This window comes from Pseudacidovorax sp. NFM-22, from assembly GCF_021401245.1.
In the GTDB taxonomy this organism is placed as follows: Bacteria; Pseudomonadota; Gammaproteobacteria; order Burkholderiales; family Burkholderiaceae_C; genus Xenophilus.
Map to the genome: position 1 here is coordinate 575,861 of NZ_JACBFY010000002.1, position 25,380 is coordinate 601,240.

The 25,380-nt window shown below is 69.9% G+C and carries 24 protein-coding genes; 10 read left to right on the forward strand and 14 right to left on the reverse strand.

The window, feature by feature from the left end; translation table 11 throughout:
• The first annotated feature begins 27 nt into the window (after positions 1 to 27).
• On the forward strand, positions 28 to 675 hold the full coding sequence (locus tag L0984_RS08210; protein WP_234193217.1) for a glutathione S-transferase family protein: 648 nt from the start codon (positions 28 to 30) through the stop codon (positions 673 to 675).
• Between the two features lie 12 nt (positions 676 to 687).
• Positions 688 to 1,638 (forward strand): pyridoxamine 5'-phosphate oxidase family protein, encoded by a 951-nt coding sequence (locus tag L0984_RS08215; RefSeq protein WP_234193218.1) that lies wholly within the window; start codon positions 688 to 690, stop codon positions 1,636 to 1,638.
• A gap of 9 nt (positions 1,639 to 1,647) precedes the next feature.
• Here L0984_RS08215 and L0984_RS08220 read toward each other — a convergent pair whose 3' ends face one another.
• The 3 genes from L0984_RS08220 to L0984_RS08230 form a co-directional block, all read right to left on the reverse strand.
• Positions 1,648 to 3,165, reverse strand: a complete 1,518-nt coding sequence (locus tag L0984_RS08220) for an AMP nucleosidase (RefSeq protein ID WP_234193219.1) — start codon at positions 3,163 to 3,165, stop codon at positions 1,648 to 1,650.
• Positions 3,166 to 3,217: 52 nt separating this feature from the next.
• Positions 3,218 to 4,591, reverse strand: coding sequence for a glutathione-disulfide reductase (gene gorA, locus L0984_RS08225; RefSeq protein ID WP_234193220.1), 1,374 nt, complete (start codon positions 4,589 to 4,591; stop codon positions 3,218 to 3,220).
• Between the two features lie 162 nt (positions 4,592 to 4,753).
• On the reverse strand, positions 4,754 to 5,125 hold the full coding sequence (locus tag L0984_RS08230) for a hypothetical protein (RefSeq protein WP_234193221.1): 372 nt from the start codon (positions 5,123 to 5,125) through the stop codon (positions 4,754 to 4,756).
• A gap of 113 nt (positions 5,126 to 5,238) precedes the next feature.
• Between L0984_RS08230 and L0984_RS08235 the strand changes: the two genes are divergently transcribed.
• Positions 5,239 to 5,676, forward strand: coding sequence for a rhodanese-like domain-containing protein (locus L0984_RS08235; RefSeq protein WP_234193222.1), 438 nt, complete (start codon positions 5,239 to 5,241; stop codon positions 5,674 to 5,676).
• Positions 5,677 to 5,882: 206 nt separating this feature from the next.
• Entirely contained in the window at positions 5,883 to 6,512 is a 630-nt protein-coding gene (locus tag L0984_RS08240; protein WP_234193223.1) for an FABP family protein, read from the forward strand.
• A 15-nt stretch (positions 6,513 to 6,527) separates the two neighbouring features.
• On the opposite strand, the gene L0984_RS08245 is transcribed toward L0984_RS08240, so the two are convergent.
• The gene (locus L0984_RS08245; protein WP_234193224.1) at positions 6,528 to 7,184 is read right to left on the reverse strand and encodes an NAD(P)-dependent oxidoreductase; all 657 of its coding nucleotides are present in this window, start codon (positions 7,182 to 7,184) and stop codon (positions 6,528 to 6,530) included.
• A 123-nt stretch (positions 7,185 to 7,307) separates the two neighbouring features.
• Here L0984_RS08245 and L0984_RS08250 point away from each other — a divergent pair, with 123 nt between their 5' ends.
• Positions 7,308 to 8,252 carry a LysR family transcriptional regulator gene (locus tag L0984_RS08250; protein WP_234193225.1) on the forward strand — a complete coding sequence of 315 codons (945 nt, stop codon included), beginning with the start codon at positions 7,308 to 7,310 and terminating at the stop codon, positions 8,250 to 8,252.
• Here L0984_RS08250 and L0984_RS08255 read toward each other — a convergent pair.
• From L0984_RS08255 to L0984_RS08265, 3 genes are all read right to left on the reverse strand, one after another.
• Positions 8,239 to 9,594: a cytosine deaminase gene (locus L0984_RS08255; RefSeq protein WP_234193226.1), complete on the reverse strand. Its 1,356-nt coding sequence runs from the start codon at positions 9,592 to 9,594 to the stop codon at positions 8,239 to 8,241. The two genes, L0984_RS08250 and L0984_RS08255, sit on opposite strands and share 14 nt — an antisense overlap.
• 165 nt (positions 9,595 to 9,759) lie before the next feature.
• A complete protein-coding gene (locus L0984_RS08260; RefSeq protein WP_234193227.1) occupies positions 9,760 to 10,779 on the reverse strand; it encodes an ABC transporter substrate-binding protein in 1,020 nt (339 codons plus the stop codon).
• Positions 10,780 to 10,993: 214 nt separating this feature from the next.
• A complete protein-coding gene (locus tag L0984_RS08265; protein ID WP_234193228.1) occupies positions 10,994 to 12,415 on the reverse strand; it encodes an FAD-binding oxidoreductase in 1,422 nt (473 codons plus the stop codon).
• Positions 12,416 to 12,653: 238 nt separating this feature from the next.
• On the opposite strand from L0984_RS08265, the gene L0984_RS08270 reads away from it, so the two are divergent.
• Together L0984_RS08270 and L0984_RS08275 are read left to right on the forward strand one after the other, a co-directional pair.
• Positions 12,654 to 13,085: a MarR family winged helix-turn-helix transcriptional regulator gene (locus L0984_RS08270; RefSeq protein ID WP_234193229.1), complete on the forward strand. Its 432-nt coding sequence runs from the start codon at positions 12,654 to 12,656 to the stop codon at positions 13,083 to 13,085.
• Positions 13,086 to 13,437: 352 nt separating this feature from the next.
• A complete protein-coding gene (locus tag L0984_RS08275) occupies positions 13,438 to 13,992 on the forward strand; it encodes a type 1 glutamine amidotransferase domain-containing protein (RefSeq protein ID WP_234193230.1) in 555 nt (184 codons plus the stop codon).
• A 69-nt stretch (positions 13,993 to 14,061) separates the two neighbouring features.
• Here the strand turns inward: L0984_RS08275 and L0984_RS08280 are convergent, their stop codons facing one another.
• From L0984_RS08280 to L0984_RS08310, 7 genes are all read right to left on the reverse strand, one after another.
• A complete protein-coding gene (locus L0984_RS08280) occupies positions 14,062 to 15,309 on the reverse strand; it encodes a phenylacetate--CoA ligase family protein (protein ID WP_234193231.1) in 1,248 nt (415 codons plus the stop codon).
• Between the two features lie 38 nt (positions 15,310 to 15,347).
• The gene (locus L0984_RS08285; RefSeq protein WP_234193232.1) at positions 15,348 to 16,166 is read right to left on the reverse strand and encodes an ABC transporter ATP-binding protein; all 819 of its coding nucleotides are present in this window, start codon (positions 16,164 to 16,166) and stop codon (positions 15,348 to 15,350) included.
• 124 nt (positions 16,167 to 16,290) lie between these two features.
• Positions 16,291 to 17,613, reverse strand: a complete 1,323-nt coding sequence (locus L0984_RS08290) for an ABC transporter substrate-binding protein (RefSeq protein WP_234193233.1) — start codon at positions 17,611 to 17,613, stop codon at positions 16,291 to 16,293.
• Positions 17,614 to 17,809: 196 nt separating this feature from the next.
• Positions 17,810 to 18,874, reverse strand: coding sequence for a branched-chain amino acid ABC transporter permease (locus L0984_RS08295; protein WP_234193234.1), 1,065 nt, complete (start codon positions 18,872 to 18,874; stop codon positions 17,810 to 17,812).
• Positions 18,875 to 19,001: 127 nt separating this feature from the next.
• A complete protein-coding gene (locus L0984_RS08300; RefSeq protein ID WP_234193235.1) occupies positions 19,002 to 19,931 on the reverse strand; it encodes a branched-chain amino acid ABC transporter permease in 930 nt (309 codons plus the stop codon).
• A 1-nt stretch (position 19,932) separates the two neighbouring features.
• Complete coding sequence (locus L0984_RS08305) at positions 19,933 to 20,766, reverse strand: ABC transporter ATP-binding protein (RefSeq protein ID WP_234193236.1); 834 nt, start codon at positions 20,764 to 20,766, stop codon at positions 19,933 to 19,935.
• A gap of 58 nt (positions 20,767 to 20,824) precedes the next feature.
• Complete coding sequence (locus tag L0984_RS08310) at positions 20,825 to 22,753, reverse strand: AMP-dependent synthetase/ligase (RefSeq protein ID WP_234193723.1); 1,929 nt, start codon at positions 22,751 to 22,753, stop codon at positions 20,825 to 20,827.
• Between the two features lie 118 nt (positions 22,754 to 22,871).
• Here L0984_RS08310 and L0984_RS08315 point away from each other — a divergent pair, with 118 nt between their 5' ends.
• The 3 genes from L0984_RS08315 to L0984_RS08325 are packed head-to-tail and all read left to right on the forward strand — an operon-like array spanning position 22,872 to position 25,371.
• Positions 22,872 to 23,651: a Crp/Fnr family transcriptional regulator gene (locus tag L0984_RS08315; protein WP_234193237.1), complete on the forward strand. Its 780-nt coding sequence runs from the start codon at positions 22,872 to 22,874 to the stop codon at positions 23,649 to 23,651.
• Positions 23,648 to 24,796, forward strand: coding sequence for an MGDG synthase family glycosyltransferase (locus tag L0984_RS08320; protein ID WP_234193238.1), 1,149 nt, complete (start codon positions 23,648 to 23,650; stop codon positions 24,794 to 24,796). Before L0984_RS08315 ends, L0984_RS08320 begins: the two co-directional genes overlap by 4 nt.
• Positions 24,793 to 25,371, forward strand: coding sequence for a hypothetical protein (locus L0984_RS08325; RefSeq protein ID WP_234193239.1), 579 nt, complete (start codon positions 24,793 to 24,795; stop codon positions 25,369 to 25,371). Before L0984_RS08320 ends, L0984_RS08325 begins: the two co-directional genes overlap by 4 nt.
• Positions 25,372 to 25,380 lie beyond the last annotated feature (9 nt).

A 25,380-nucleotide genomic window follows, 5' to 3' on the forward strand; every position in this document is an offset into this window, starting at 1 on the left:
GCGAACGCATCAAAAAACAATGGCCGCATGCCTGATCACACACCCCACGCCGCCCCCGCCCTGGTTCTTCACGATGCGCCGCTCTCGGGCCATGCGCACCGCGTGCGCCTGTTCCTGTCGCTGCTGGGCCTGCCCTGGCGCAGCAAGGTGGTGGACCTGCGCGCCGGCGAGCAGCGACGCCCCGCCTTCCTGGCGCTCAACCGCTTCGGGCAGGTGCCGGTGCTGCAGGACGGCGACGTGGTGCTGGCCGACTCCAACGCGATCCTCGTGTACCTGAACGCCCGCTATGCGCCGCAGCCGGCCCGATGGCTGCCTACCGACCCGGTCGGCGCCGCGCAGGTGCAGCGCTGGCTGTCGCTGGCCGCGGGCCCGCTGGCCTCCGGTCCGGCCGCTGCCCGCATCGACATGCTGATGGGCCGCCCCCGGGACGAAGCCACCATCGCCCGGGCCCATGCGCTGCTCCAGACCATGGACGGGCACCTGGCCACGCAGGACTTCCTGGCGGCCCCGCATCCGACGCTGGCCGACATCGCCCACTACGCCTATGTCGCCCATGCGCCGGAAGGCCATGTCGCGCTGGACGGCTACCCGCACCTGCAGGCCTGGCTGGCCCGCATCGAAGCCCTGCCCGGCTTCCTGCCCATGCCGCGTTCGGCCATCGGCCTGCGCGCCTGAGAAGGACCGGCCATGACCTTCCACGCCGGCGAGATCGCCCTGCAGCGCCAGGAGGGCGTGGACGCCCAACTGGGCGCCATGGGACCGCGGGTCATCCGCGACCACCTGCCGCAGCAGCACCGCGACTTCTTCGCGCAACTGCCCTTCGTGGTGGTGGGCAGCCTGGACGAGCGGCAGCGCCCCTGGGCCAGCCTGCTGACCGGTGCGCCGGGTTTCATGCATTCGCCCGATGCGCGCCGCCTGCGCATCGACGCCCTGCCCGAGGCCGGGGACCCGCTGGCGGCGGCGCTGCGGCCGGATGTGCCGCTGGGCCTGCTCGGCATCGAGCCGCACACGCGGCGGCGCAACCGCCTCAACGGCCGGGTGACGGCACGCGATGCGCGGGGCTTCGACCTCGCCGTCGGGCAGAGCTTCGGCAACTGCCCGCGCTACATCCAGGCCCGGGAGGCCTTCTCAGGGACTGCGGCCTTGAGGCCGTCCGCGCCCGAGGCCTTGACTGAACTGGACGATGCCGCCCGCATGCTGATCGCGGCCGCCGACACGCTGTTCATCGCCAGCGCCCATCCGCATGCCGCCGGCTCGGCCGAGGCGGCCGAGGGCGTGGACGTGTCGCACCGCGGGGGCCGGCCGGGCTTCGTGCAGATCGGCGCGGACGGCAGCCTGGCCGTGCCGGACTTCGACGGCAACCGCTTCTTCAACACCCTGGGCAATCTGCTGCTGCATCCCTGGGCGGGATTGCTGTTCGTGGACTTCGAGCGGGGCGACCTGCTGCAGCTGTCGGCGCGGGCGCAGGTGCTGACGGGCACGCCCGAAGCGCTGGGCTTCGCGGGCGTCAACCGCGTGCTGCGCCTGCAGGTGGAGGGCGGCTGGCGTCGGCGCGGCGCGCTGCCGCTGCGCTGGAGCACCGCTCAGCCTTCCCCGTACCTGGAAGGCACGGGCCACTGGCGTTCGCCGCCGGCCTGAACCGACCGACTACTGGAACGCCACCTCCGCAAAGCTGCGCAGCTTGCGGCTGTGCAGCCGCGTGGTGCCTTCGGCGCGCAGGATGTCGATGGCCTTCATGCCGATGCGCAGGTGCTGCTCCACCCGCTCGCGGTAGAAGTGGTTGGCCATGCCGGGCAGCTTGATCTCGCCGTGCAGTGGCTTGTCGCTCACGCACAGCAGCGTGCCGTAGGGCACGCGGAAGCGGAAGCCGTTGGCGGCGATGGTGGCGCTTTCCATGTCCAGCGCGACGGCGCGGCTCTGGCTGAAGCGGCGCTGCGGCTCGTTGCCCGGCAGCAGCTCCCAGTTGCGGTTGTCGGTGGTGGCCACGGTGCCGGTGCGCATGATGGCCTTGAGCTCGGCGCCGCTGCAGCCGGTGACCTCGGCCACGGCCTGCTCCAGCGCCAGCTGGATCTCGGACAGCGCGGGAATGGGCACCCACAGCGGCAGCTCCTCGTCCAGCACATGGTCCTCGCGCACATAGGCATGGGCCAGCACGTAGTCGCCCAGCTGCTGCGTGTTGCGCAGGCCGGCGCAGTGGCCCAGCATCATCCAGGCATGCGGGCGCAGCACGGCGATGTGGTCGGTGATGTTCTTGGCGTTGGCCGGACCGACGCCGATGTTGACCATGGTGATGCCGCTGCGGTCGGCGCGCACCAGGTGGTAGGCCGGCATCTGCGGCAGCCGCCCGGGCGGCGTGCCCTGCAGGGCGCCGATGCGCTCGGCGAGGTCGCCCGACTGCTCGGCCGTGAGGCCGCGGCGGCGGGTGACCACGTTGCCCGGCTCGACGAAGGCGATGTATTCGCCCGCCTCGTCCTCCATGGCCTCGTGGCCCAGGCGCACGAACTCGTCGATGTAGAACTGGTAGTTGGTGAAGAGCACGAAGTTCTGGAACCACTCCGGCGCCGTGCCCGTGTAGTGGCGCAGGCGCTGCAGCGAGTAGTCCACCCGCGCGGCGGTGAAGAGCGACAGCGGCTCGGCCTCGCCGGGGCGCGTCATGTGCGTGCCGTTGGCGATGCCGTCGTCCATCGCGCCCAGGTCGGGCAGGTCGAACACGTCGCGCATCAGGGCGCGGCGCTCGGCGCTCAGGTTGCCCTCGATGTGCTCGTTCTCGGCAAAGGAGAAGTGGATCGGGATCGGCTCGCTGCCGGTGCCGATCTCCAGTTCGATCTGGTGGTTGGCGAGGATCAGCCGGAACTGCTCGCGGTAGTAGCGGGCGAACAGGTCGGGCCGGCTCAGCGTGGTCTCGTAGCGGCCGGGGCCGGCCACGAAGCCGTAGCTCAGACCCGAGGTGGCGGGCGTGGCGTAGCGGGTGTTGGTGTGGGTGTGCACCCGCACGAAGGGGTAGCAGGCCCGCACGCGACCGGGCAGCGTCTCGCCGGCCACGAAGCGCTGCATCGACTCGCGCAGGTGCGCCAGGCCCTCCTGGTAGATGCGCTGCACCTGGGCCAGCGCCGCGTCGGGGTCGGTGAAGCGGGTGGGGGCGATGAATGGCGGCATGTAGGGCATGCGGGCATTTTGCAATGCACATGCCAGCGCTTCATGACGCGACGGCCGCCCCTCAGCCGACCGTGGGCTCGCGCATCGTCACGAACTCCTCTGACGCCGTCGGATGGATGCCGATGGTGCGGTCGAAGTCGGCCTTGGTGGCGCCCGCGCGCATGGCCACCGCGAAGCCCTGCACGATCTCGCCGGCATCGGCGCCCACCATGTGCAGGCCCACCACGCGGTCGCTCTTCGACTCCACCACCAGCTTCATGAAGCAGCGCTCGCCACGACCCGAGAGCGTGTGGCGCAGCGGCTTGAACTCGCTGTTGAAGATGCGCACCTCGCCGAACCGGCTGCGCGCCTCCATCTCGGTGTAGCCGCAGGTGCCCACGCTGGGATGGGTGAAGACGGCGGTCGGGATGTACTCGTAGTCCATGGTGCGGCGGCCTTCGCCGAACAGCCGGTCCACCACCACCATGGCCTCGGCCAGCGCCACCGGCGTGAGCTGGACGCGCGTGGAGACGTCGCCGATGGCCAGCACCGAGGGCACGCTGCTGCGGTACTCGGCATCGACCACCACGGCGCCGCGCTCGTCGAGCTTCACGCCCGCCTCTTCCAGGCCCAGGCCGGCGGTGAGCGGCCGGCGGCCGGTGGCCACCAGCACCGCATCGGCCGCCACGCGCTGGCCGCGGGCCAGCGTGGCGACGACCTCGCCGCCCTCGCCCTGGGTGAAGGAGGCCGCCTCCTGGTTCAGGCGCAGGTCGATGCCGGCACGGCCCATTTCGCGGGCCAGGAACTCGCGCACGTCATGGTCGAAGCCGTTGAGGATGTGGGCGCCGCGGTGCAGCAGCGTCACCTCCGCGCCCAGGCCGCGGAAGATGGAGGCGAACTCGCAGCCGATGTAGCCTGCGCCGATCACCAGCAGCCGGCGCGGAAAGGCCGGCAGGTCGAACATGGCGTCGGAGACATTCACCAGTTCCTTGCCCGGCACGTTGGGCCGGAAGGGCGCGCCGCCGGTGGCGATGAGCACGTGACGGGCGGTGTGCCGCCTGCCGTCCACCTGCACGGTATGGCCGTCCACCAGCTGGGCCCAGCCGCGCAGCAGCGTGACCCGGGCGCCGTCGAGCAGGCCTGCATAGACGCCGTTGAGGCGGTGGATCTCCTTGGCGCGCGCGGCCTTGAGCCGGTCCCAGTCGAAGCGCGGCGCGGCGTCGATGTGCCAGCCGTAACCCGGCGCCTCCTCGAAGGCCTCGGCATAGCCGGCGGCATAGCTGTAGAGCTTCTTGGGAATGCAGCCCACATTGACGCAGGTGCCGCCCAGTTCGGCGCATTCCGCGAGCGCCACCTTGGCGCCGCGCTGGCCGGCCATGCGGGCCGCGCGCACGCCGGCGCTGCCGCCGCCGATGACGAAGAGGTCGAAGTCGTAGCTGGGGGTGGACGGGGCCATGCGGCGCGTCTCCGTGGTGGGGGGAGGCGCCACTGTAGCCAAGGCGGGGGGTTCAGGCGGCCCGATGGCGCGCTGCGTTCATCGAAAGGCTGCGCCAGGCGTCGACAGGCTCAGCCCGAACGGTTCTTTGTCAACCGGCTGGCATTTCTGCACAGGCCCGGCCTACTGTTGCAGCGGCCCGCCGTACCAGATGGTCGGCGTGTCCTGCCGGCTCGTTGGCTGCTGCGGCGCGGCCGGCGGGGCGTTGCCCCAGGGCGCGTAGCGGCTGTCCTCGTACACGATCACCGGCGGCCGGTGCGGATGCCACTGAGGCCGCGAGGGCGCCACGGGTGGAGGCGGCTGCTGGGTGTTGAAGTCCGCCCCCTGCTGGATCGCCCGCATCGAGGGCGTGTTGGCATAGCGCTGCTGCTGTGCGCGCTCGAAGGGGCCCGGCTTGCGGGTGTCGGCGCTCTGGGCCGCAGCCAAGGTGGCGGCCCCGGCCATCAGGACGGCCAGCAGCGCATGCGGAAGCGAACGGCAGGGGCGGAGGGTCATGGTGGGCTTTCAACGCGCGGCGGCACCGGGCCGTTGGCCGGAAAGGACCGTGGGCGCGCGGCCCGCGGGCTTCGGGGAACAATAGCAGCCGATCTTTTTGCGGACCGCCGACCATGACCCAAGCCCCTGCCCCCCACGATGACAACCAGCCCCGCCCCGCCGAGGGCTATGCCGGCGACGTGACGCCCGAGCTGGCCGCGCGCTGGCTGGCCAGCGGCGAGGCCGTGATGGTGGACGTGCGCACCGACGCCGAGCGCGAATGGGTGGGCTTCGTCCCCGGCGCCGTGGCCGTGGCATGGAAGCAGTGGCCCGGCATGGCGATGAACGCCGGCTTCGACGATGCGCTGCGCGCGGCCGTGCCCCCGGGCGGCAAGGTGGTGCTGCTGTGCCGCAGCGGCGTGCGCTCGGTGGCGGCGGCCAGGCGCGCGACCGAGCTGGGCATCGAGGCCTACAACATCCTCGAAGGCTTCGAGGGCGATGCAGATGCCGACGCCCACCGCGGCAACAAGGGCGGCTGGCGCCTGCGCGGCCTGCCCTGGAAACAGAACTAGGCCCACCCCCAGGCTGCGCGCTTCGCGCTCCGCCGCCCCCCTGCGAGGGGGCACATCCTGCGGCCCGGCGAAGCCGGTTCCGCGGATGTTCTCGCGTGGCCTGCTCCGCGGCCATCTGACGATGGGCCTTGGGGGCGCGACGCGCGGGCACGGCGCATGCTCGGGATACAGTGCCGGCCGCTTTTGTCCGCAACTCGACATCCGCCATGAACGCCCCTACCCGCGACATCTACACCGAACCCCGCGACGTCGACCTCCACACCCTGGCCAACCTGGGCCCGCTCGGGCCCATGGCCGGCGTGTGGGAAGGCACCCGCGGCCTGGACGTCAAGCCCAAGGCCGAAGGGCCGAAGAAGCAGGCCTTCGTCGAACGCATCAGCCTGCAGCCCATCGACCCGGTGACCAACGGCCCGCAGCTGCTCTACGGCCTGCGCTACCACACGCACATCACCAAGCCCGACCAGGTCAAGACCTACCACGAGCAGGTGGGCTACTGGCTGTGGGAGCCGGCCACCGGCTGCGTGATGCACACCCTGACCATCCCGCGTGGCCAGGTGGCGATGGCGGCCGGCACCGTCGCGGCCGATGCGCGCAGCTTCGAGCTGGTCGCCACGCAGGGGCTGGAGACCTGGGGCATCTGCTCCGCGCCCTTCCTGCAGGAGGCCTTCCGCACCACCGAATTCCGCATCAAGGTGACGATCAACGACGACGGCACCTGGGGCTACGAGGAGGACACGGTGCTGCAGATCGCGGGCCAGGCCGAGCCCTTCCACCACACCGATCGCAACCTGCTGCGCCGGGTGGAGGCGCCCACGCCCAATCCGCTGGTGCGCTGAGGCACCGCGGCCGGCTCAGGAGAACGCGACGAAGCGCTCGCGCACGTAGCGGCCCTGCTCCAGCACGTCCACGATGGCGGCGGCCAGGTCGGCGGCGGTGATGCCGGCCAGCTGGCCGTCCTTCATCGGCACGGCGTCGCCGCCGAACTGGTAGCGGCCCGTGCGCTCGCCCGGCGCCAGCATGGGCGCGGGCGAGACGAAGGTCCAGTCCAACGCGGCCTCTTCCTTCTGCAGCCGCGTGAGTTCGTCGCGCGCGGCCTTCGCGCCGGGCACCACATTGGCGGGCACGTGGTTCTGGAATTCGGGCGTGTCCACCAGTTGCACGCCGGGCGCCACGAACAGGCTGCCCGCGCCGCCGACGGCGACCAGGCGCTTCACGCCGGCCTGCTTTGTACCGTCGGCGATGGCCTTGCTGCCGGCCAGGAACTGGTTGTACAGGTCCGGGTGCTCCCAGCCCGGGTTGAAGGCGCTGACCACGGCCTCGGTGCCGGCCACGGCCTTCGCAACCTGCGCCGCGTCCAGAACATCGGCCTGGACGACCGTGAGACCCGCGCGGGCCACCAGCTTGGACGGCGTGCGCGCCAGGGCACGCACCTGGTGGCCGCGGGCGAGCAGTTCTTCGAGCAGGGCGGCACCGACGAAGCCGGTGGCGCCGATCAGGGCGACGTTCATGGTTCTTTCCTTTCGTGGCGCGCAGGCCGCACCGTGTGGATGACGATGACCCTTAGCTTATGAACTTCACGATCCGGCCAGAAGTCCGAGAATCCAGACAACTTCATTTAGCCCAGCTTCACAATGGACGACCTCAAGCGCTTGGCACTTTTTGCCGAGGTGGTGCGCAGCGGCTCCTTCAGCGCCGCCGCACGCCGGCTGGGCGTGAGCACCTCAGCGGTCAGCCAGCAGCTGCGCGCGCTGGAACAGGCCCATGGCGTGACGCTGCTGCATCGCACCACCCGCAAGCTGGCGCTCACCGAGGCCGGCGCCCGCTTCGCCACTCACTGCCAGCGCATGGTCGAGGCGGCCGAACTGGCCCGCGCCCAGCTGGCGCTGGCGCGCGAGGCACCGGAGGGCGAGTTGCGGGTCTCGGCGCCCGTCGGCTTCGCTCGGCACCTGGCGCCCGCGTTGGCGCCACTGCTGGCCGCCCATGCCGCGCTGCAGTTGCGGCTGCAGGTGGACGACGCCCTGATCGACCTGGTGGACGCGCGCATCGACCTGGCCCTGCGCGCCGGCCGGTTGCCCGACTCGGGCTGGGCCGCGCGGCGGCTGTGCGACTTCCAGAGCCTGATCTGCGCCGCGCCCGCCTACATCGCCAGCGCCGGCATGCCACGCTCGCCGGAGGACCTGGCCGCGCACCAATGGGTGGGCGCGCCGCGCGACGGCCGCACGCTGGTGCTGTCGCTGGCAGGCCCGGGCGGCGCGCAGTCCGAACAGACCGTGCCCGTGCGCGTGACCAGCAACAACCAGCTCAGCCTGCACCAGATGGCCGCCAGCGGCCTGGGGCTCACGCTGGCCGTGCGGGCCGACGTGGAAGAGGACCTTCAGACCGGCCGGCTGGTGCCCGTGCTGCCGCAGTGGCAGCCGCCCGCCCTGCCCGTCTGGGCCGTGACGCCGCAGCGCGATGGCCAGCCGGCCAAGGTGCGGCACGCCATCGAGGCCATCGCCGCCCATCTGCGCGGCCTGCCGGGCGTGCGCGATGCCGGCGCCCCGGCCCCAGCGTCGACCCCGCTCAGCGCGGCATGACGAGGTCGTCCAGCTCGCGGTAGTCGGGCAGCGTGGTGTCGATGGCGCGGCCGGCGCGGATCACCGCGCGGTCGAAGGGCGCGCGGGCCAGCAGCTCGGAATAGCTGCGCGCGCGCAGCACCGTCAGGTCGGCCGGGTTGCCCACGCGCAGCAGGCCGAAGCCGTCCAGGCCCATGATCTGCGCCGGCGTGGCGCTGGCGGCGCGGATCCAGTCTGCGAAGGGATGGTCCAGGTGCAGGATCTTCACCGCCTGGGTGTAGGTGTCCAGCATGTCGTGGTCGCCGTAGGCGTAGAAGGGGTCGCGGCAGTTGTCGCCCGCCACGGCCACCGGCACGCCGGCGGCCTTGAGTTCGTGCATCACCGTCACGCCCCGCCAGCGCGGCGTGCGCCTGGCCTCCGGGCTGCGGTCCTGCAGGTACATGTTGACGGTGGGCAGGCTGACGATGGCGATGCCGGCCTCGCGGCAGGCGGCGATGGTCTCGGCGATGAACGCGTCGGTCTGCAGCGCCAGCGCGGTGCAGTGCCCGCACAGGATGCGGCCCTTGAAGCCCTGCGCCAGTGCCACCCTCGCGATGCGGATCAGCGAGCGGGCGCGCGGGTCGGTGGATTCGTCCACGTGCAGGTCCACGTCCAGCCCACGTTCGGTGGCCAGCGTCAGAAGGCGCGCGATGCCCTCGTCGATCTCGGGCGGCGTGGCCTCGGCCGGGTGGCGCTGCGACTTGGTCACGCAGCCCAGGTTGCCGCCACTCTCGGCCACCACATTGGCCAGGTGCACGCCCTCCTCGCCCAGGAAGATGTCCACCGGCGCGATGGACGACACCTGCAGCGCGATGCGCCCCGCCCAGCGCTCGCGCATCTCGCGGAACACCGGGAAGGAGATGTCGGCCTGCGGCGCCAGCGAGTCGAGGTGCGTGCGGATGGCCGACACGCCCTTGGCGTACGCCGTGCGCAGGGCAAAGTCCATGCGGCGGCGCACGTCCTCGGCATGCCAGTTCTTCGTGCGGTCTTCCATCGTCGCGCGCGAGGCGCCCGCGCCGTCGCCGGTGGGGTTGGCCTTGCGCGGCCAGATGTGGCCCTTGTCCAGGTGCGTGTGCAGGTCGACGAAGCAGGGCAGCGCCAGCGAGTCGTCCAGGTGTGGCCCGCGCTCGGGCGCCAGGCTGCCGGCGGGGGCGATGGCGGCGATGCGGCCGGCCTCGATGGCCAGGTCCATCGCGACCAGGTCGCCGTCGCCCGCGGGCGCAAGGCGGTCGGCCGCCGGGTCGTCGATCAGGCAACGCGGAGCGCGCACCTGGCGCAGGGCATAGGTGCCGCCCTCGGGCGGCTGGAAGAAGGCGTGGGTCATGTCGATCGAGTCTCCGTTGCTGTCAGCATGGCCGCAAGGATCGAAGGGCCGCGGAGCAGGCCATGCCAGTGCACCCGCGGAACTGGCTATGCCAGGCCGCGGGGTGCGCCCCCTCCAAGCCGAAGGCGCAAGAGAGGGGGAGCCGCGAAGCGGCATGGGGGTGTTTCACGCCCGCTTTCCGCTCACGAACTGCATCGTGTAGGCGGACTTCACGTCCAGCCCCGGCGCCAGCGCACCCGCGGCGACCATCGCATCGTAGAAGCGTTGCCAGCGCGCCGCACTCATCGCGCCGATGCCCCCGGCGGCCTGCGCCTCGGGCGTCTCGACGATGCCGTACTGGCGCATGGCGCCGATGGCATAGGCGATCACGTCGTCGCCCATCTGCGGGTTGTGCTTCTTGATCAGGGCATTGCCCGGCGCGGGGTCGCCATTCAGGTAGCTCTTCCAGCCCTTGGCGGTGGCGTCGACGAAACGCTGCACCAGCTCCGGCTGCTCCTTGACCATCTTCGGCGTGGCCATGGCCACGCTGGCGTAGTTGTCAAAACCCTGGTCGGCCAGCAGGTGCACCACGGGCTCCACGCCCGACTTGCGGGCGTTGAAGGGCTCGCTGGTCAGGTAGCCCTGCACCGTCGACTGCTTGTCGACCAGCCAGGGCGCCAGGCTGAAGGCATAGGGCTTGAGCTGGTCGTCGGTCAGGCCGTACTTGGCCTTGAGCCACAGCCAGTAGGTCTGGCGGCCGGTGGTGGCCACGAACAGCGGCTTGCCCTTGAGGCTGGCCAGCGTGTCGCTGCCGGTGCCCGGGTGCGACATCAGCACCCGCGGGTCCTTCTGGAAGTAGGCGGCGATGGCCACGGCAGGCAGCTTGTCCTTGGCATAGGCGAAGGCGCGGAAGCCGTCGGCCTCCGCGAAGTCGGAGCTGCCGGCCATGAAGAGCTGCACCGTGTTGACCTGCGGGCCGCCGGGGCGGATCTCCACCTCCAGGCCATGCTCCTTGTAGATGCCGGTGGCGGCCGCCTGGTACATGCCGCCATGCTCGGCCTGGGCCAGCCAGCCGGTCTGGAAGCTCACCTTGGTCAGGCCCTGCGCATTGGCGCGCGGCAGGAAGGCAGGCATGCCGGAGACGAGCGCCGCGCCGCCGAGGGCGGCCAGGGTCTTGCGGCGGGTGAGGGTGTGGGGCGTGGTCATGGAAAAGGTTCTCGGACGTGGATGGTGGATGGCGAGCGACTGCGTCTGGATGGATGGGCGATCAACACAACCGTTCGGGCTGAGCCTGTCGAAGCCCTGCACCCCCAACCGTTCGGGCTGAGCTTGTCGAAGCCCTGCGCGGCGCTTCGACAAGCTCAGCGTGAACGGTTGGGGGTCACGCATGTCGCGCTCAGGGGGGACACGCATCTTGCGTTCACGCATTGGCGGGCTCGGCGGCATCTGCCCCGCGGAAACGCCAGCCTGCGCTCGGCAAATCACCCCCCTTGCTCTCGCGGGCCGCCGCTTCGTCGAAGCGCAGCTTGCCGGGGTTCATCAGCCCGTGCGGGTCCATGGCCTGCTTGAAGGCGCGGTCCTCGGCGTCGACGGACTTCATGCCGCCTTCCTTGACCAGGAAGGTGTGGTTGTTGGCCACCATGGCGCCGTCCTCGGCCATGCCGCGCATGACCTCGGCCAGGTGCGCGTCGCCTTCGTAGCGGAAGAAAGGCGAGCCCTGGAAGCTCAGCTTGCCGTCGAAGCGCTTGGCCTCGAAGTGCATGCCCAGCAGATGGCCGAAGCGGCGGTGGCTGCGGCGGATGGCGCCCACCAGGTCCGGGTCCAGGTACAGGCCCACGTTGCTGACCACCTCGGGATGGTCGCGATTCACATGCAGGCGGGTGTGGCCCCAGGCCAGCTCGTAGATGGGCACGCGGTATGGGCCCTGGCCCTCGGCCGCCACGCTCGCAAGCTGGCCGCCGAACTCGGCCACCAGCGCCTCGAAGGCTTCCATGAAGGGCTCGGCCACCATGGCGAGCACCATGCCGTCGTTGTCCGCGCCGCTCAGGTCCTTGAGCATGCGCATCATGCGCCAGATGGGCCCGCCCAGCACGCTGACCAGCTTCTTGACGATGCCGTCGGAGGTGGAGAGCGCATGCGCGAACTCCACCGCCGTCATGAACTCGGGGAAGACGACCACCGCCTCGCGCCAGGCCCAGGCGGGCGCCAGCGGCATCTCGATGGCGGTGATGATGCCGTTGCTGCCATAGGCATGGTGCACGCGGTTGACCGCATCGCCGCGCAGCTGCACGGTGCGCGGCGCTTCTTCCACGCTCACCACCTCGAGGCCCAGGATGTTGCCGCGGTCGCGCAGGATGCCCCAGGCACAGCTGCCGACGCCGGCGTGGCCGCCACCGACAAAGCCGCCCAGCGTGGCCACCCGTTTGGTGGAGGGATGGATGCGCAGCTCCCAGCCGCCGGGCCGCGTGGCCTCGTCGATGGCGGCCATGCGGGCGCCAGGCTCGGCCCGCACGCGGGCGCCATCGACGGCCAGCACGCGGTCGAGCGCGGTCATGTCGACCATGGCACCGCCCGCCAGCGGAATGCCCTGGCCGAAGTTGCAGGTGCCCGCGCCGCGCATCACCAGCGGCATGCGGGTGCGCGCCGCGGCCGAGGCCACGCGCAGCACGTCTGCACGGTCGCGCGGCTGCACCAGCACGTCGGCGACGTGGCGCAGCGCGTCGTCCTTCATCACAGGGCTGAAGTTGGCCGTCATGTCGCGGCTCTTGCGCCGGACGATGTCGGGATCGGAAATGGCGGGCACATCGCCCAGCGCGGCCAGGAAGGCGGCGGTGTCATGCATGCGTGGCTTCTCCACAAACAGTCGGTTGAGGTTGTGGCGCCGTCGCTGCGGGGCGGTTCAATTTGCCGGGTGCCATCTGCGTGCGCATGCACGGATCTGGCGCACGGACCCTGGGCTGGACACGTCGTCAGGTCAAATCGAGCAAAGAGCGTGCCATTGCGTGCATCTGCACGCAAAGCGCTTCCGGGCGCCGCTGGCGCGGCTACATTGGCGAGGCCGCGATCAGAGGCAAGGCTCCATGGAACTCGAAGACCACATCTTCTTTCTCTGCACCCAGGTGGTGTACCGGCGCGACCGTGCCCTGCAGGACGTGCTGCGACCCTTCGGACTGCTGACCACCGAATGGCGCACGCTCGGCACGCTGCACAGCCGCGGGCCCATGGCCATGCAGGATCTGGCGCAATGGACGGCCTATGAGCGGACGCGGCTCACGCGCATGCTGCATGGCCTGGAGGAGCGCGGCCTGGTGACCCGCGGCGGTGTCGAGCACGACGGGCGGGCGGTGGTGGTGGCCATTTCGGCCAAAGGGCGCCGGCTCTACGCCCGGGCCGAGAAGGCGGTGAGCGCGCTGACGGACGACATCCTGTCGGTCTGCCCACCGGCGGAGGTGGACCGGATGCGCGCGGCGCTACAGGCCATGCGCGAACGGCTGATCGAGATGCGGTATTGAAGGGGGCGCCCCTTGCGCCTGCGTCAAAGCCCGCATGGTCAGGGGGCTCGACGCCACACTCCGGGCCGCGCCCACAAGGCTTGAAGCCCCTCTCCCCTCGCGGGAGAGGGGTTGGGGAGAGGGGGCGCCCCTCTCTACGCAGCGCCTGCCAAGGCTTCGCCGCACCCCCTCTCCCCCGCCCTCTCCCGCAAGGGGAGAGGGAGCCATCCGCGATCTGCACGAACCTGCGCTGCGCCCTTGCCGCCCGTCGACCTGTCCGACACGGGTTGCGGTCCCCGGCCGATGGGGCGGTGACCGCAACCTCCTAGGGTGAACCCTTCGTACTTCCCACCCACACACGAAAGGAACATCCATGACCGACACCCTCAAGGACCTCAAGGTCGCCATCCTCGTCGCCGACGGTTTCGAACAGGTCGAGATGACCGAGCCCCGCAAGGCGTTGGACCAGGCCGGCGCGAAGACGCAGATCGTCTCGCCCATGAAGGGCCAGGTGCAGGGCTGGAACCACCACGACAAGGCCGACAAGTTCCCCGTCGATGTGGCGCTCGATGGCGCCAAGGTCGAGGACTTCGACGCGCTTCTGCTGCCCGGCGGCGTGGTCAACCCCGACGCCCTGCGCCTGGAGCCCAAGGCCATCGCCCTCGTGAAGGCATTTGCCGATGCAGGCAAGCCCATCGCCGCCATCTGCCACGGGCCGTGGACGCTGATCGACGCCGGTGCTGTCAAGGGCAAGCAGATGACGTCGTGGCCTTCGCTGAAGAACGACCTGTCCAGCGCCGGTGCGCGCTGGGTGGACCAGGAGGCGGTGGTCGACGGCCAGTTGCTGACCAGCCGCAACCCCAAGGACATCCCGGCCTTCAACCGCGAAATGGTGAAGCTGTTTGCAGGGGCCGTGGCTCACGCCTGACGCTCCGCAGAACCGCCCGGGTTCTGCTGGCAAGGGCCGCCTGACGAAACGCAGGCGGCCTTTGCGCATTCACTCGTAGCTGCGCGCGTCCTCGATGACCTTGCCATCGTTGGGCAGGCTGCCTGGTGGCTGAACGAGCACGTCGCCCCGTAGCTTGGTCACATCGCGGATGGCGGCGGCGAGCCGCTCCTGCAGACCCTCGGGCGGCTGGCTGCATTCCACCTTGAGCGTCATGCGGTCATCGCCCGTCGCGCCCTCCACCACGAGCCGTGCACGCGCGATTTCCGGAAAACGCCGCGCGATGTCGGCCACCTGGCCCGGGTGCACGAACATGCCGCGGATCTTGGTGGTCTGGTCGGCCCGGCCCATCCAGCCCTTGATGCGCTGGTTGGTACGCCCCGTCGGGCATGGGCCCGCCATCACCGCCGACAGGTCGCCGGTGCCGAAGCGCACCAGCGGGTAGTCGGCATTGAAGGTGGTCACCACCACCTCGCCGACCTCGCCGTCGGGCACCGGGTCGCCCGTGCCAGGGCGCACGATCTCGACCAGCACGCCTTCGTCCACCACCAGCCCTTCGCGGGCGGCGGTCTCGTAGGCGATCAGGCCCAGGTCGGCCGTGGCGTAGCACTGCAGGCCCTGCACGCCGAGGCCGGCCAGGTGCGCGCGCAGGCTGGGCGGAAAGGCCTCGCCCGAGACCAGCGCCTTGGTCAGCGACGGCAGGCGGATGCCTTTCTCGGCCGCCTTCTCCAGCAGGATCTTGAGAAAGCTGGGCGTGCCCGCATAGCCGTCGGGCCGCAGGTCGGCCATGGCCTCCAGCTGCTGCTCGGTCTGGCCCGTGCCGCCGGGGAACACGCTGCAGCCCAAGGCATGCGCGCCGCTTTCCATCATGGCCCCGGCCGGGGTCATGTGGTAGCTGAAGCTGTTGTGCACCAGCTCGCCGGTCCGGAAGCCAGCCGCGAAGAGCGCCCGGCCCACCCGCCAGTGGTCGCCGTGCGCGCCCTGCGGTTCGTAGATGGGGCCGGGACTGGCAAAGACGCGCGGCATGGCGGGGCCGCGCGTCACGGCGGAAAAGCCGCCGAAGGCGTCTTCGGCCCGCTGCGCCTGCTGCAGCGCCAGCAGTTCGCTCTTGCGCGTCACGGGCAGCCGGGCCAGTGCCGCGCGGCCGTCGACCGCCGCGGCATCCACCGCCTGCAGGATGCGGCCAAAGGCCGGCGCCTTCTGCTGCGCATGGCGGATCTGCGCGGGCAGTGCGGCCATCAGGGCGGCTTCGCGCGCTTCGGGCGCACGGGTTTCGAGGTCGTCGTAGAAGTCGGTCATGGCGGGCGCAGCAGCAAGGTCGGTGGGGCGTCGGGTCCTCAAGCCAGCCAGCGCTTGCGGCGCTTGTAGCTCTTGACGTCGCGGAAGCTCTTGCGGTCGGCGCCGCCCATGCCGAGGTAGAACTCCTTCACGTCCTCGTTCTCGCGCAGGCTGTCGGCAGGCCCGTCCATCACGATGCGGCCGCTTTCCATGATGTAGCCATAGTTGGCGAAGCGCAGCGCCATGCGCGTGTTCTGCTCGGCCAGCAGGAAGGTCACGCGCTCCTTCTCGTTGAGGTCCTTCACGATGGCGAAGACCTCCTCGACGATCTGCGGGGCGAGGCCCATGGAGGGCTCGTCCAGCAGCACCATGCTGGGGTTGGCCATCAGCGCGCGGCCGATGGCGCACATCTGCTGCTCGCCGCCCGAGGTGTAGGCCGCCTGGCTGCTGCGCCGAGTCTTGAGCCGGGGGAAGTAGGCATAGACCTTCTCCAGCGTCTCGGCCACCGCGGCCTTGCCGTCGGTGCGGGTGTAGGCGCCGGTCATCAGGTTGTCCTCGATGCTCAGGTGCGCAAAGCAGTGGCGCCCTTCCATCACCTGCACCAGCCCGCGCTTGACCAGCGCCGCCGGCGACAGCGCCTCGATGCGCTCGCCGCGCAGCGTGATGCTGCCCTTGGTGACCGCGCCGCGCTCGCCGGCCAGCAGGTTGGAGACGGCCCGCAGCGTGGTCGTCTTGCCCGCGCCGTTGCCGCCCAGCAGCGCCACGATCCCGCCCTCGGGCACCTGCAGCGAGACGCCCTTGAGCACCAGGATGACATGGTTGTAGATGACCTCGATGCCGTTGACGTCGAGAAGGATGTTGCGTGGTGTGTCGCTCATGGTCGGTACGGGACGGGCGGGTCGGACGCTTGCAGCGCCAGGCGGGAGACACCGCGGGACCGGCTTGGCCGGCCCGCAGGTGCAGCCCCCTGGAGGGGGAGCGCCGAAGGCGCCAGGGGGTGGGTCAGCTCTGGCAGTCCGCGGCGTCGCGTCGCGTGAGCTTCTTCTCGGCCGCGTACTTGTCCGCCGTCGTCTTGACCAGGGGCTTGAGGATGGCCTCGTCCGCCTGGTACCAGTCGGACATGCCGCCCCACTTGGCGCCGTCCCAGGTATGCACGCGCGCCCAGCTGGAGCCCATGTGGTCCTGGCAGCTGGTGCTGACCGGTCGCATCACGCCCGAGAAGCCCAGTGCGTCCAGCTTCTTCTGGTCGAGCGCCAGGTTCTCCAGGCCCCAGCGCACCTGTTCGCCCGTCATGACCTTGCCCTTGCCGAAGCGCTCCTGCGCGCGCTTGACGGCCTCGACGGTCAGCATCTGGATGATCACGCCGCGGGTGTAGAGCACCGAGCCCACCTCCTCGCGCGGACCCGTGCCCTGGCCCTTGTCGTGCACGTTCTTGAGGATGTCCTGGATCACCTTGGGCTCGGTGCCCGAGGTGTTGAGCGCCAGCGCGTTGTAGCCCTTGGCGTTGGCGCCGACGTCGCGCACGTCCGGCTCGGCGCCGGCCCACCACACGCCGTACATCTTCTCGCGCGGATAGCCGGTGGCCACGGCCTCCTTGAGGGCGGTGGAGTTCATCACGCCCCAGCCCCACAGCAGCACATAGTCGGGCCGCTGCTGGCGCACCTGCAGCCAGGCCGACTTCTGCTCCACGCCCGGTGCCGTCACCGGGATCAGCGACAGGTCGAAGCCATGCAGCTTGGCGCGCTCCTGCAGCAGCGGGATCGGCTCCTTGCCGAAGGGCGAGTCGTGGTAGACCAGCGCGATCTTCTTGCCCTTGAGCTTGTCGAGCCCGCCTTCCTTTTTGCCCAGGTGCTGGATCAGGATGTCGGCCGCCGTCCAGTAGCTGCCCATGAGCGGGAAGTTCCACTTGAAGACATTGCCGTCCTGGGACGCGCCCAGGCCATAGCCCAGTGTGATGAGCGGGATCTTGTCCTGCGGCACCTTGTCCGTCAGCGCGAAGGTGATGCCGGTGGCCTGCGGATCGAACACGGCCACGCCGGGGCGGCCCTTGAGGCGCTCGTAGCATTCCACGCCCTTGTCGGTGGCATAGCCCGTCTCGCACTCTTCGTAGGCGATCTTCACGCCGTTGATGCCGCCCTGGGCATTGACCAGCTTGATGTAGTCCTGCTTGCCGTTGGCCCACGGCGTGCCGTTGGGCGCATAGGGCCCCGTGCGGTAGACCAGCAGCGGAAAGAACTGCTCCTTGGCCTGCGCCAGGGCCTGGCCGGCCGTGCCGGCCAGGGCAGCGAAGGCCGCTGCGGCCAGGACGAGGGATTTCAGCTTCATGGTTGTCTCCTTCTGGTGGTGAACTCGGATCAGGACATCTCGCGGGGCTACAAGGATTGCGTGCGGAGCACAGATGGCCGCGGAGCAGGCCATGTCAGCGACCTCCGCGGAACCGGCTTTGCCGGGCCGCTGGAGGTGCCCCCTGAAGGGGGTTGGCGGAGCGCGCGCAGCGCGCGAAGACTGGGGGTGAGCATGTTCAATGCGGGAAGGGCCAAAGGCGCAGCTTTTCCTTGAATGTGGACCAGAGGCGTGCGAGCCCATGCGGCTCCACGATCAGGAAGAACACGATCAGCGCGCCGAAGATCATGAATTCGAGGTGCGAGGCCAGCGCCGTCGACATCGACACGCCGAACCAGCCCGGCAGCTGGTTCAGGAAGATGGGCAGCAGCACGATGAAGGCCGCGCCGAAGAAGCTGCCCATGATCGAGCCCAGGCCGCCGATGATCACCATGAACAGCAGCTGGAAGGAGCGGTCGATGCTGAAGGCCGCCGGCTCCCACGCACCCAGGTGCACGAAGCCCCACAGCGCCCCGGCCACGCCCACGATGAAGCTGCTGACCGCGAAAGCCGTGAGCTTGGCGTACACAGGCCGGATGCCGATCACCGCGGCGGCCACGTCCATGTCGCGCATCGCCATCCATTCGCGGCCGATGCTGCTGCGCGTGAGGTTCTTGGCCAGCAGCGCAAACACGCTGACGAAGGCCAGGCACAGCAGGTACTTCTGCGCCGGCGTCTCCACCGGCAGGCCGAACACGTTGAGCCCCGCCACGCTCACCGAGCCCGAAGCCGAGTTGTTGGTGAACCACTGGATGCGCAGGAAGGCCCAGTCGGTGAAGAACTGCGCCGCCAGCGTCGCCACCGCCAGGTACAGCCCCTTGATGCGCAGGCTGGGAATGCCGAAGAGCACGCCCACGCCGGTGGCGCACAGCCCGCCCAGCAGCAGCGAGGCGATCAACGGCATGCCCTCGATGCGCACATGGAAGTTGTAGGCCGCGTACGCACCCACCGCCATGAAGGCGCCGGTGCCCAGCGAGATCTGCCCGCAGTAGCCCACCAGGATGTTCAGCCCCAGCGCCGCCAGCGAGAGGATGAGGAAGGGCGTGAGGATGGCGCGCAGCCAGTATTCGGAGGCCAGCGCCGGCACCGCGGCGAAGGCCACCACCAGCAGCGCAAGGATGGCGACGCGATCCTGCAGGATCGGAAAGATCTGCTGGTCGGCCCGGTAGCTGGACTTGAACTGTCCGTTCTCTCTGTAAATCACACACACCCCCAGTCTTCGCGGACTTCGTTCCGCTCCGCCAACCCCCTTGCAGGGGGCAATGCCAGTGGCCCGGCAAAGCCGGTTCCACGGCATTCCTGGCAAAGACGATGTCGCATGAACCGCATGGCTACACCCGATCAATAATTTTTTCGCCGAACAGGCCCTGGGGCCGCACGAGCAGGAAGACCAGGGCGAGCACATACGCGAACCAGATCTCGATGCCCCCGCCCAGCATCGGCCCGAGGTAGATCTCCGACAGCTTCTCGCCCACGCCGATCAGCAGGCCGCCGATGATGGCGCCGGGCACCGAGGTGAGGCCACCCAGGATCACCACCGGCAGCGCCTTGAGCGCCACCAGCGACAGCGAGAACTGCACGCCCAGCTTGGAGCCCCAGATGATCCCGGCCACCAGGGCCGCGAAGCCGGCCACCGACCACACGATCACCCAGATGCGGTTGAGCGGGATGCCGATGGACTGCGCCGCCTGGTGGTCGTCGGCCACCGCACGCAGTGCGCGGCCGGTGGAGGTCTTCTGGAAGAACAGGCTCAGCGCCAGCACCAGGGCCGCCGCCACCAGCGCGGCGACGAGGTCTTCCTTGCTGACCAGCAGGCCGCCCTCGAAAGTGCCTTCGAACAGCATCATCGGGTCCTTGGGCATGCCGACATCGATCTTGTAGATGTCGTTGCCGAACAGCGTCTGGCCCAGGCCATCGAGGAAGTAGGTGATGCCCAGCGTGGCCATGAGCAGCGTGATGTGCTCCTGATTCACCAGCTTGGACAGCGCCAGCCGCTCGATCAGCCAGGCCACGATCACCATCACGCCCATGGCCGCGACGAAGGCCAGCAGGTTGGCCAGCAGCAGGCTTTCGAAGCCCAGCAGCTTGGGAAACCATTCCGCAAAGCGCGCCATGGCCAGCGCCGCGAACAGCACCATGGCGCCCTGCGCGAAGTTGAAGACGCCGCTGGCCTTGTAGATGAGCACAAAGCCCAGCGCGATCAGCGAATACAGCATGCCCACCATGAGGCCGCCGAAAAGGGTTTCGAGGAAAAAGCCCATGTCAGTGCTCCGCACCCAGGTAGGCCCGGATGACTTCCGGGTTGTTGCGCACCTCGTCGGGCGTGCCGTCGCCGATCTTCTTGCCGTAGTCCAGCACCACGACGCGGTCGGAGATGTCCATCACCACGCCCATGTCGTGCTCGATCAGCACGATGGTGGTGCCGAACTCGTCGTTCACGTCCAGGATGAAGCGGCTCATGTCCTGCTTCTCCTCGACGTTCATGCCGGCCATGGGCTCGTCCAGCAGCAGCACCTGCGGCTCCATGGCCAGGGCGCGGCCCAGGTCCACGCGCTTCTGCAGGCCGTAGGGCAGGCGGCCCACCGGTGTCTTGCGCCAGGCCTGGATCTCCAGGAAGTCGATGATGCGTTCGACGAACTCCCGGTGGCGGATCTCCTCGCGCTCGGCCGGGCCGAGGCGGAAGGCCTGCGCCAGCAGGCCGCACTTCATCTTGAGGTTGCGCCCCGTCATGATGTTGTCCAGCACGCTCATGCCCTTGAACAGGGCCAGGTTCTGGAAGGTGCGGGCCACGCCCATCTCGGCCACCTGACGCGAGTTCATGTGGCGGAAGGTCTGGCCGCGGAAGGTGATCTGCCCTTCCTGCGGCTGGTAGACGCCGTTGATGCAGTTGAGCATCGAGCTCTTGCCCGCGCCGTTGGGCCCGATGATCGAGCGCACCTCGTGCTCGCGCACGTCGAAGCTGATGTCGGTGAGCGCCTTGACGCCGCCGAAGCGCAAGGTGATGTTCTGCACATCGAGGATCACATCCCCGATGCGGCGCCCCGTGACGGGCGCGCTGGCGGCCATGGCCAGCTCCTGGGCGGTGGTGGCGTTCATAGATTACCTTCGGCTTCGCCTGCGGTGCGAGCGCCCTTCGGGGCGGCCGGGCGGGCGCTCATGCAGCAGCCTTCACGGGTGGGAAGCAGCGCGCTTCCACGATCTTGAGCGTGGCGCTCACGCTGCCGGTGCGGCCGTCCTCGAACTTGACCTGCGTCTCGATGAACTGCTCGGTCTTGCCGGCGTAGAGCGCCTCGACCAGCACGGCGTACTTGTCGGCGATGAAGCCGCGGCGGACCTTGCGGGTGCGCGTGAGCTCGTCGTCGTCCGGGTCCAGCTCCTTGTGCAGCACCAGGAAGCGGGCGATCTGCGTGTCGCCCATGCCCTCCTCCGCCGCCAGGTCGGCGTTGACCTGCTCGATGCATTCGCGCACCAGCTGCAGCACCTCGGGTTTGCCGGCCAGGTCCACATAACCGCCGTAGGGCAGCGCACGGCGCTCGGCCCAGTTGCCCACGGCCTCGTAGTCGATGTTGATGAAGGCGCAGACCTCGTCGCGCGCATGGCCGAAGCACACGGCCTCCTTGATCTGCGGGAAGAACTTGAGCTTGTTCTCGATGTAGTTCGGCGCAAACATCGCGCCGCCCGCGAGGCGTCCGACGTCCTTGGCGCGGTCGATGATGCGCAGGTGGCCCTCGTGGTCGATCACGCCGGCATCGCCGGTGTGGAAGTAGCCCTCGGCATCGAGCACCTCGGCCGTGGCATCGGGGCGCTTGTAGTACTCCTTGAGCACGGAGACGCCACGCACCAGCACCTCGCCGCTGTCGGCGATCTTCAGCTCCATGCCCGGCGCGGCCGTGCCGACGCTGGTGAGCTTGACGTCGCCATCGCGCTGCAGGCACACATAGGCGCAGGTCTCGGTCTGGCCGTAGAACTGCTTGAGGTTGACGCCGATGGAACGGTAGAAGCGGAACAGGTCGGGCCCGATGGCCGCGCCCGCGGTGTAGGCCACGCGGATGCGGCTCATGCCCAGCACGTTGCGCAGCGGGCCGTAGACCATCAGGTTGCCCAGGCCGTACATCAGCCGGTCGGCAAAGCCCACCGGCCGCCCGGCCAGGATGTCGGCGCCCACGCGGCGCGCCAGGGCCATGAACTTGCCGTACATCCAGCGCTTGGGCGCGGCCGCATCCTCCATGCGGATCGACACCGCCGTGAGCAGGCCCTCGAAGGTGCGCGGCGGGCCGAAGTAATAGCTGGGCCCGATCTCGCGCATGTCGTTCATCACCGTGGCGGCGGACTCGGGACAGTTGAGCGTGAAGCCGCCCACCAGCCACTGCGCCACCGAGAAGAGGTGGTCGCCCACCCAGGCCATGGGCAGGTAGCTCATGATGTCGTCGCCCGGGCCCAGGCGGTCGGTCTCGACGCCGCCGCGGCCCGCGGACATGAAGCTGGCGTGCGTCTGGCACACGCCCTTGGGCCGGCCAGTGGTGCCCGAGGTGTAGAGGATCACGGCCACGTCGTCAGGCTGGCCGGCCGCCACGGCGCGGTCGAAGAAGCCGGGCGTGGCGGCATCGAAGGCCCGGCCCAGCGCGCGCAGCTGCTCGTAGCTCATCAGACCGGGCTGGTCGTAGTGGCGCAGGCCGCGGGGGTCGTCGTAGACGATGGTGCGCAGGCCGGCGCTGCCCGGCTGAGCCGCCTGTTGCAACTCGCGGCATTCGAGCAGCTTGTCGACCTGCTCCTGGTCTTCGGCGAAGACGAACTCGATGCCGGCATCGTCCAGCATGAACACCATCTCGGCCGCGGCCGCGTCCTGGTAGAGCGGCACCGGCACGCCCCCCACGCTCTGGGCCGCCACCACCGCGAAGTACAGGTGCGGCCGGTTGGCGCCCACGATAGCCAGGTTGGCGCCGGCCGAGAAGCCCAGGCTGGCCAGGCCGCAGGCCAGCTCGCGCACTTCGGTCGCCGCCTGCGACCAGTTCCAGGTCTGCCAGATGCCCAGGTCCTTCTCGCGCACGGCGGGTGCGTCCGGGCGCTGGCGTGCATGGGCCATCAGCAGGCGGGGGAAGGTGTTGGCTTGAGGTTCCACGCCGCGCAATTTAGGCGGCACTTTGACGCCATGGTGTCGTTGTGACGACAATCCTAGGGACTCCACTCTCGGGACTTTCCCCATGGGCGAACGAAGCCAACGCAGCGCCAAGGCCACTGTGCGTGGGATCCGCGACCGGGTGCGGCCCGCGACGGAGGCCGAGCTGCAGGCCATTCCATGGCTCGACGCGCTGGCCCCCGCCGAGCGGCGCCGCGCCGAGGCCGCGCTGGTGGTGGGCGAGGCCGAGGTCGGCGATCAGGTCTGCCGCGTGGGCCGCGCGCCCACCTACTGGTTCGGCGTGATCGAGGGCCTGCTCAAGATGAGCAACGACCGCGCGGACGGCAGCCAGGTCACCTACAGCGGGCTGTCGCCAGGGGGCTGGTTCGGCGAGGGCACGGCCATCAAGCGCGAGCCCTACCGCTACAACGTGAGCGCGCTGCGCCGCAGCGTGGTGGCCGGCCTGCCGCTGGACAGCTTCCACTGGCTGCTCGACCACTCGATCGGCTTCAACCGCTTCGTCATGAACCAGCTCAACGAGCGGCTGGGCCAGTTCATCGCGGCGGTGGAGATCGACCGCCTGAACAACACCGACGCCCGCGTGGCGCGCAACCTGGCGGCGCTGTTCAACCCGGTGCTCTTCCCGCGCGTCGGCGAGATGCTGCGCATCACGCAGCAGGAACTCGCCTATCTCGTGGGTTTGTCACGCCAGCGGGTCAACGAGTCGCTGATGGCGCTCTCGTCACAAGGTGTCATACACGTAGAGTACGGTGGACTGCGGGTGCTCGACCTACCCGCACTGCGGCAGGGAGGACGCGCCCCACAGGGACGGCGCGCGGCGCGCCGCCAGAACACCGAACCATGACACCTCAGCAACCCGGCAAGCTTCTCATCCTCAGCGTCAGCGCAGGCAACGGCCATGTCCGTGCCGCGCAGGCCCTCGCGGCCACGGCGCAACTGCACTGGCCCGGCTGGCAATGCGTGCACATCGACGCGATGGCGCATGTGGCCGCGGGCTTCCGCAAGGTCTACACCGACTGGTACATCAAGCTCGTCAACCGCGCGCCCGACGTGTGGTCGTACCTGCACGGCAAGGCCGACGCGACGCCGCACAGCGCCGCCTCGCAGCGACTGCGCCGCGGCATCGAGCGGCTGAGCGCACGCGAGCTGCTGCGCCAGATCGCCCGCGAGCGCCCCGACGCCATCGTCTGCACCCACTTCCTGCCGGCGGAGCTCCTGGCCCGCGAGCGCCAGCGCGCGCGCCTCGCGGCCTCGCTGTGGCTGCAGGTGACCGACTACGACCTGCACAACATGTGGATCGTGCCGGGCATGGCCGGTTATTTCGCCGCCAATGAAGAGGTGGCCTTCCGCATGCGCGCCCGCGGCCTGCCGGCGGCGCGCATCCATGTCACGGGCATCCCGGTGATGCCGGCCTTCGACGTCGCCACCGCCGAGCGCGAGGCGGCCGTGCGCAGCCTGGGGCTGGACACGGCGCGCGGCGTGGTGCTGATGGTGTCGGGCGGCGCGGGCGTGGGCGACCTGCCCAGCATGGCGCGCCGCGTGCTGGCGCTGCCCGGGCAGGACTTCCAGCTCATCGCCGTGGCCGGCCGCAATGCCGAGGCCCATGCGCAGCTGCAGGCGCTGGCCGCGCAGCATGGCGGCCGCCTGCTGCCGATCGGCTTCACGACCGAGATGGACCGGCTGATGACCGCCGCCGACCTGGTGGTGACCAAGCCCGGCGGGCTCACAGTCTCCGAATGCATGGCGCTGGGCCGGCCGATGCTGCTGACCTCGCCCATCCCGGGGCAGGAGGAGCACAACGCCATCCACCTGCTGGAGGAAGGCGCCGCCTGGCTCACCGACGACGCCATCGGGCTGGACTACAAGATCGCCCGCCTGATGGCCGACACGCCCCGGTTGCGGGCCATGGCCGAGCGCAGCCGCGCGCTGGGCAGGCCGGGCGCCGCGCGCGCCGTGTTGACGCAGGTGATCGAAGGAGCCGGCCGATGAGCGCCATCCGACCGCCGCGCGGCACGCACACCGAAGGCCGCGCCCCTACGGCACCGCTGACCTGGACCATCGCCACGTCCCTGGCCGAAGGGCACGCCAGCAGCCTGCGTCGCGTGCTCGGCTACTACGCCTGGGCGCTGCTGATGGGCTTCTTCTTCGCCAATGCCGAGATCCAGATCGAAGGCGGCGCGGGCTGGGCCACCTCGCTGCCCACCTGGCGCATCGAACACCACTGGCTGCTCGACATCTTCTGGGGCGGCCGCGCCATGACGGGCTACCACGCCTGGGTGTTCAGCTTCATGCTGCTGGTCTTCTTCATGCCGCTGGCCTTCAACGGCCGCTGGCGCTGGAGCGACTTCGTGCTCTCGGTCGGCGGCCTGGCCACCTTCTGGGTCAGCGAGGACTGCCTGTGGTTCGTGGTCAACCCGGCCTATGGCTGGGCGCGGCTCGACCCGGTGCATGCGCACTGGCATCCGCACTGGCTGCTGGGGCTGCCGGTGGACTACTGGTGGGGCGCGGCGCTGGCGGTGGGCATGGGCCTGCTCCACCTGCGGCTGGCCCGGCGCGGACGCTGAGACGCCGAG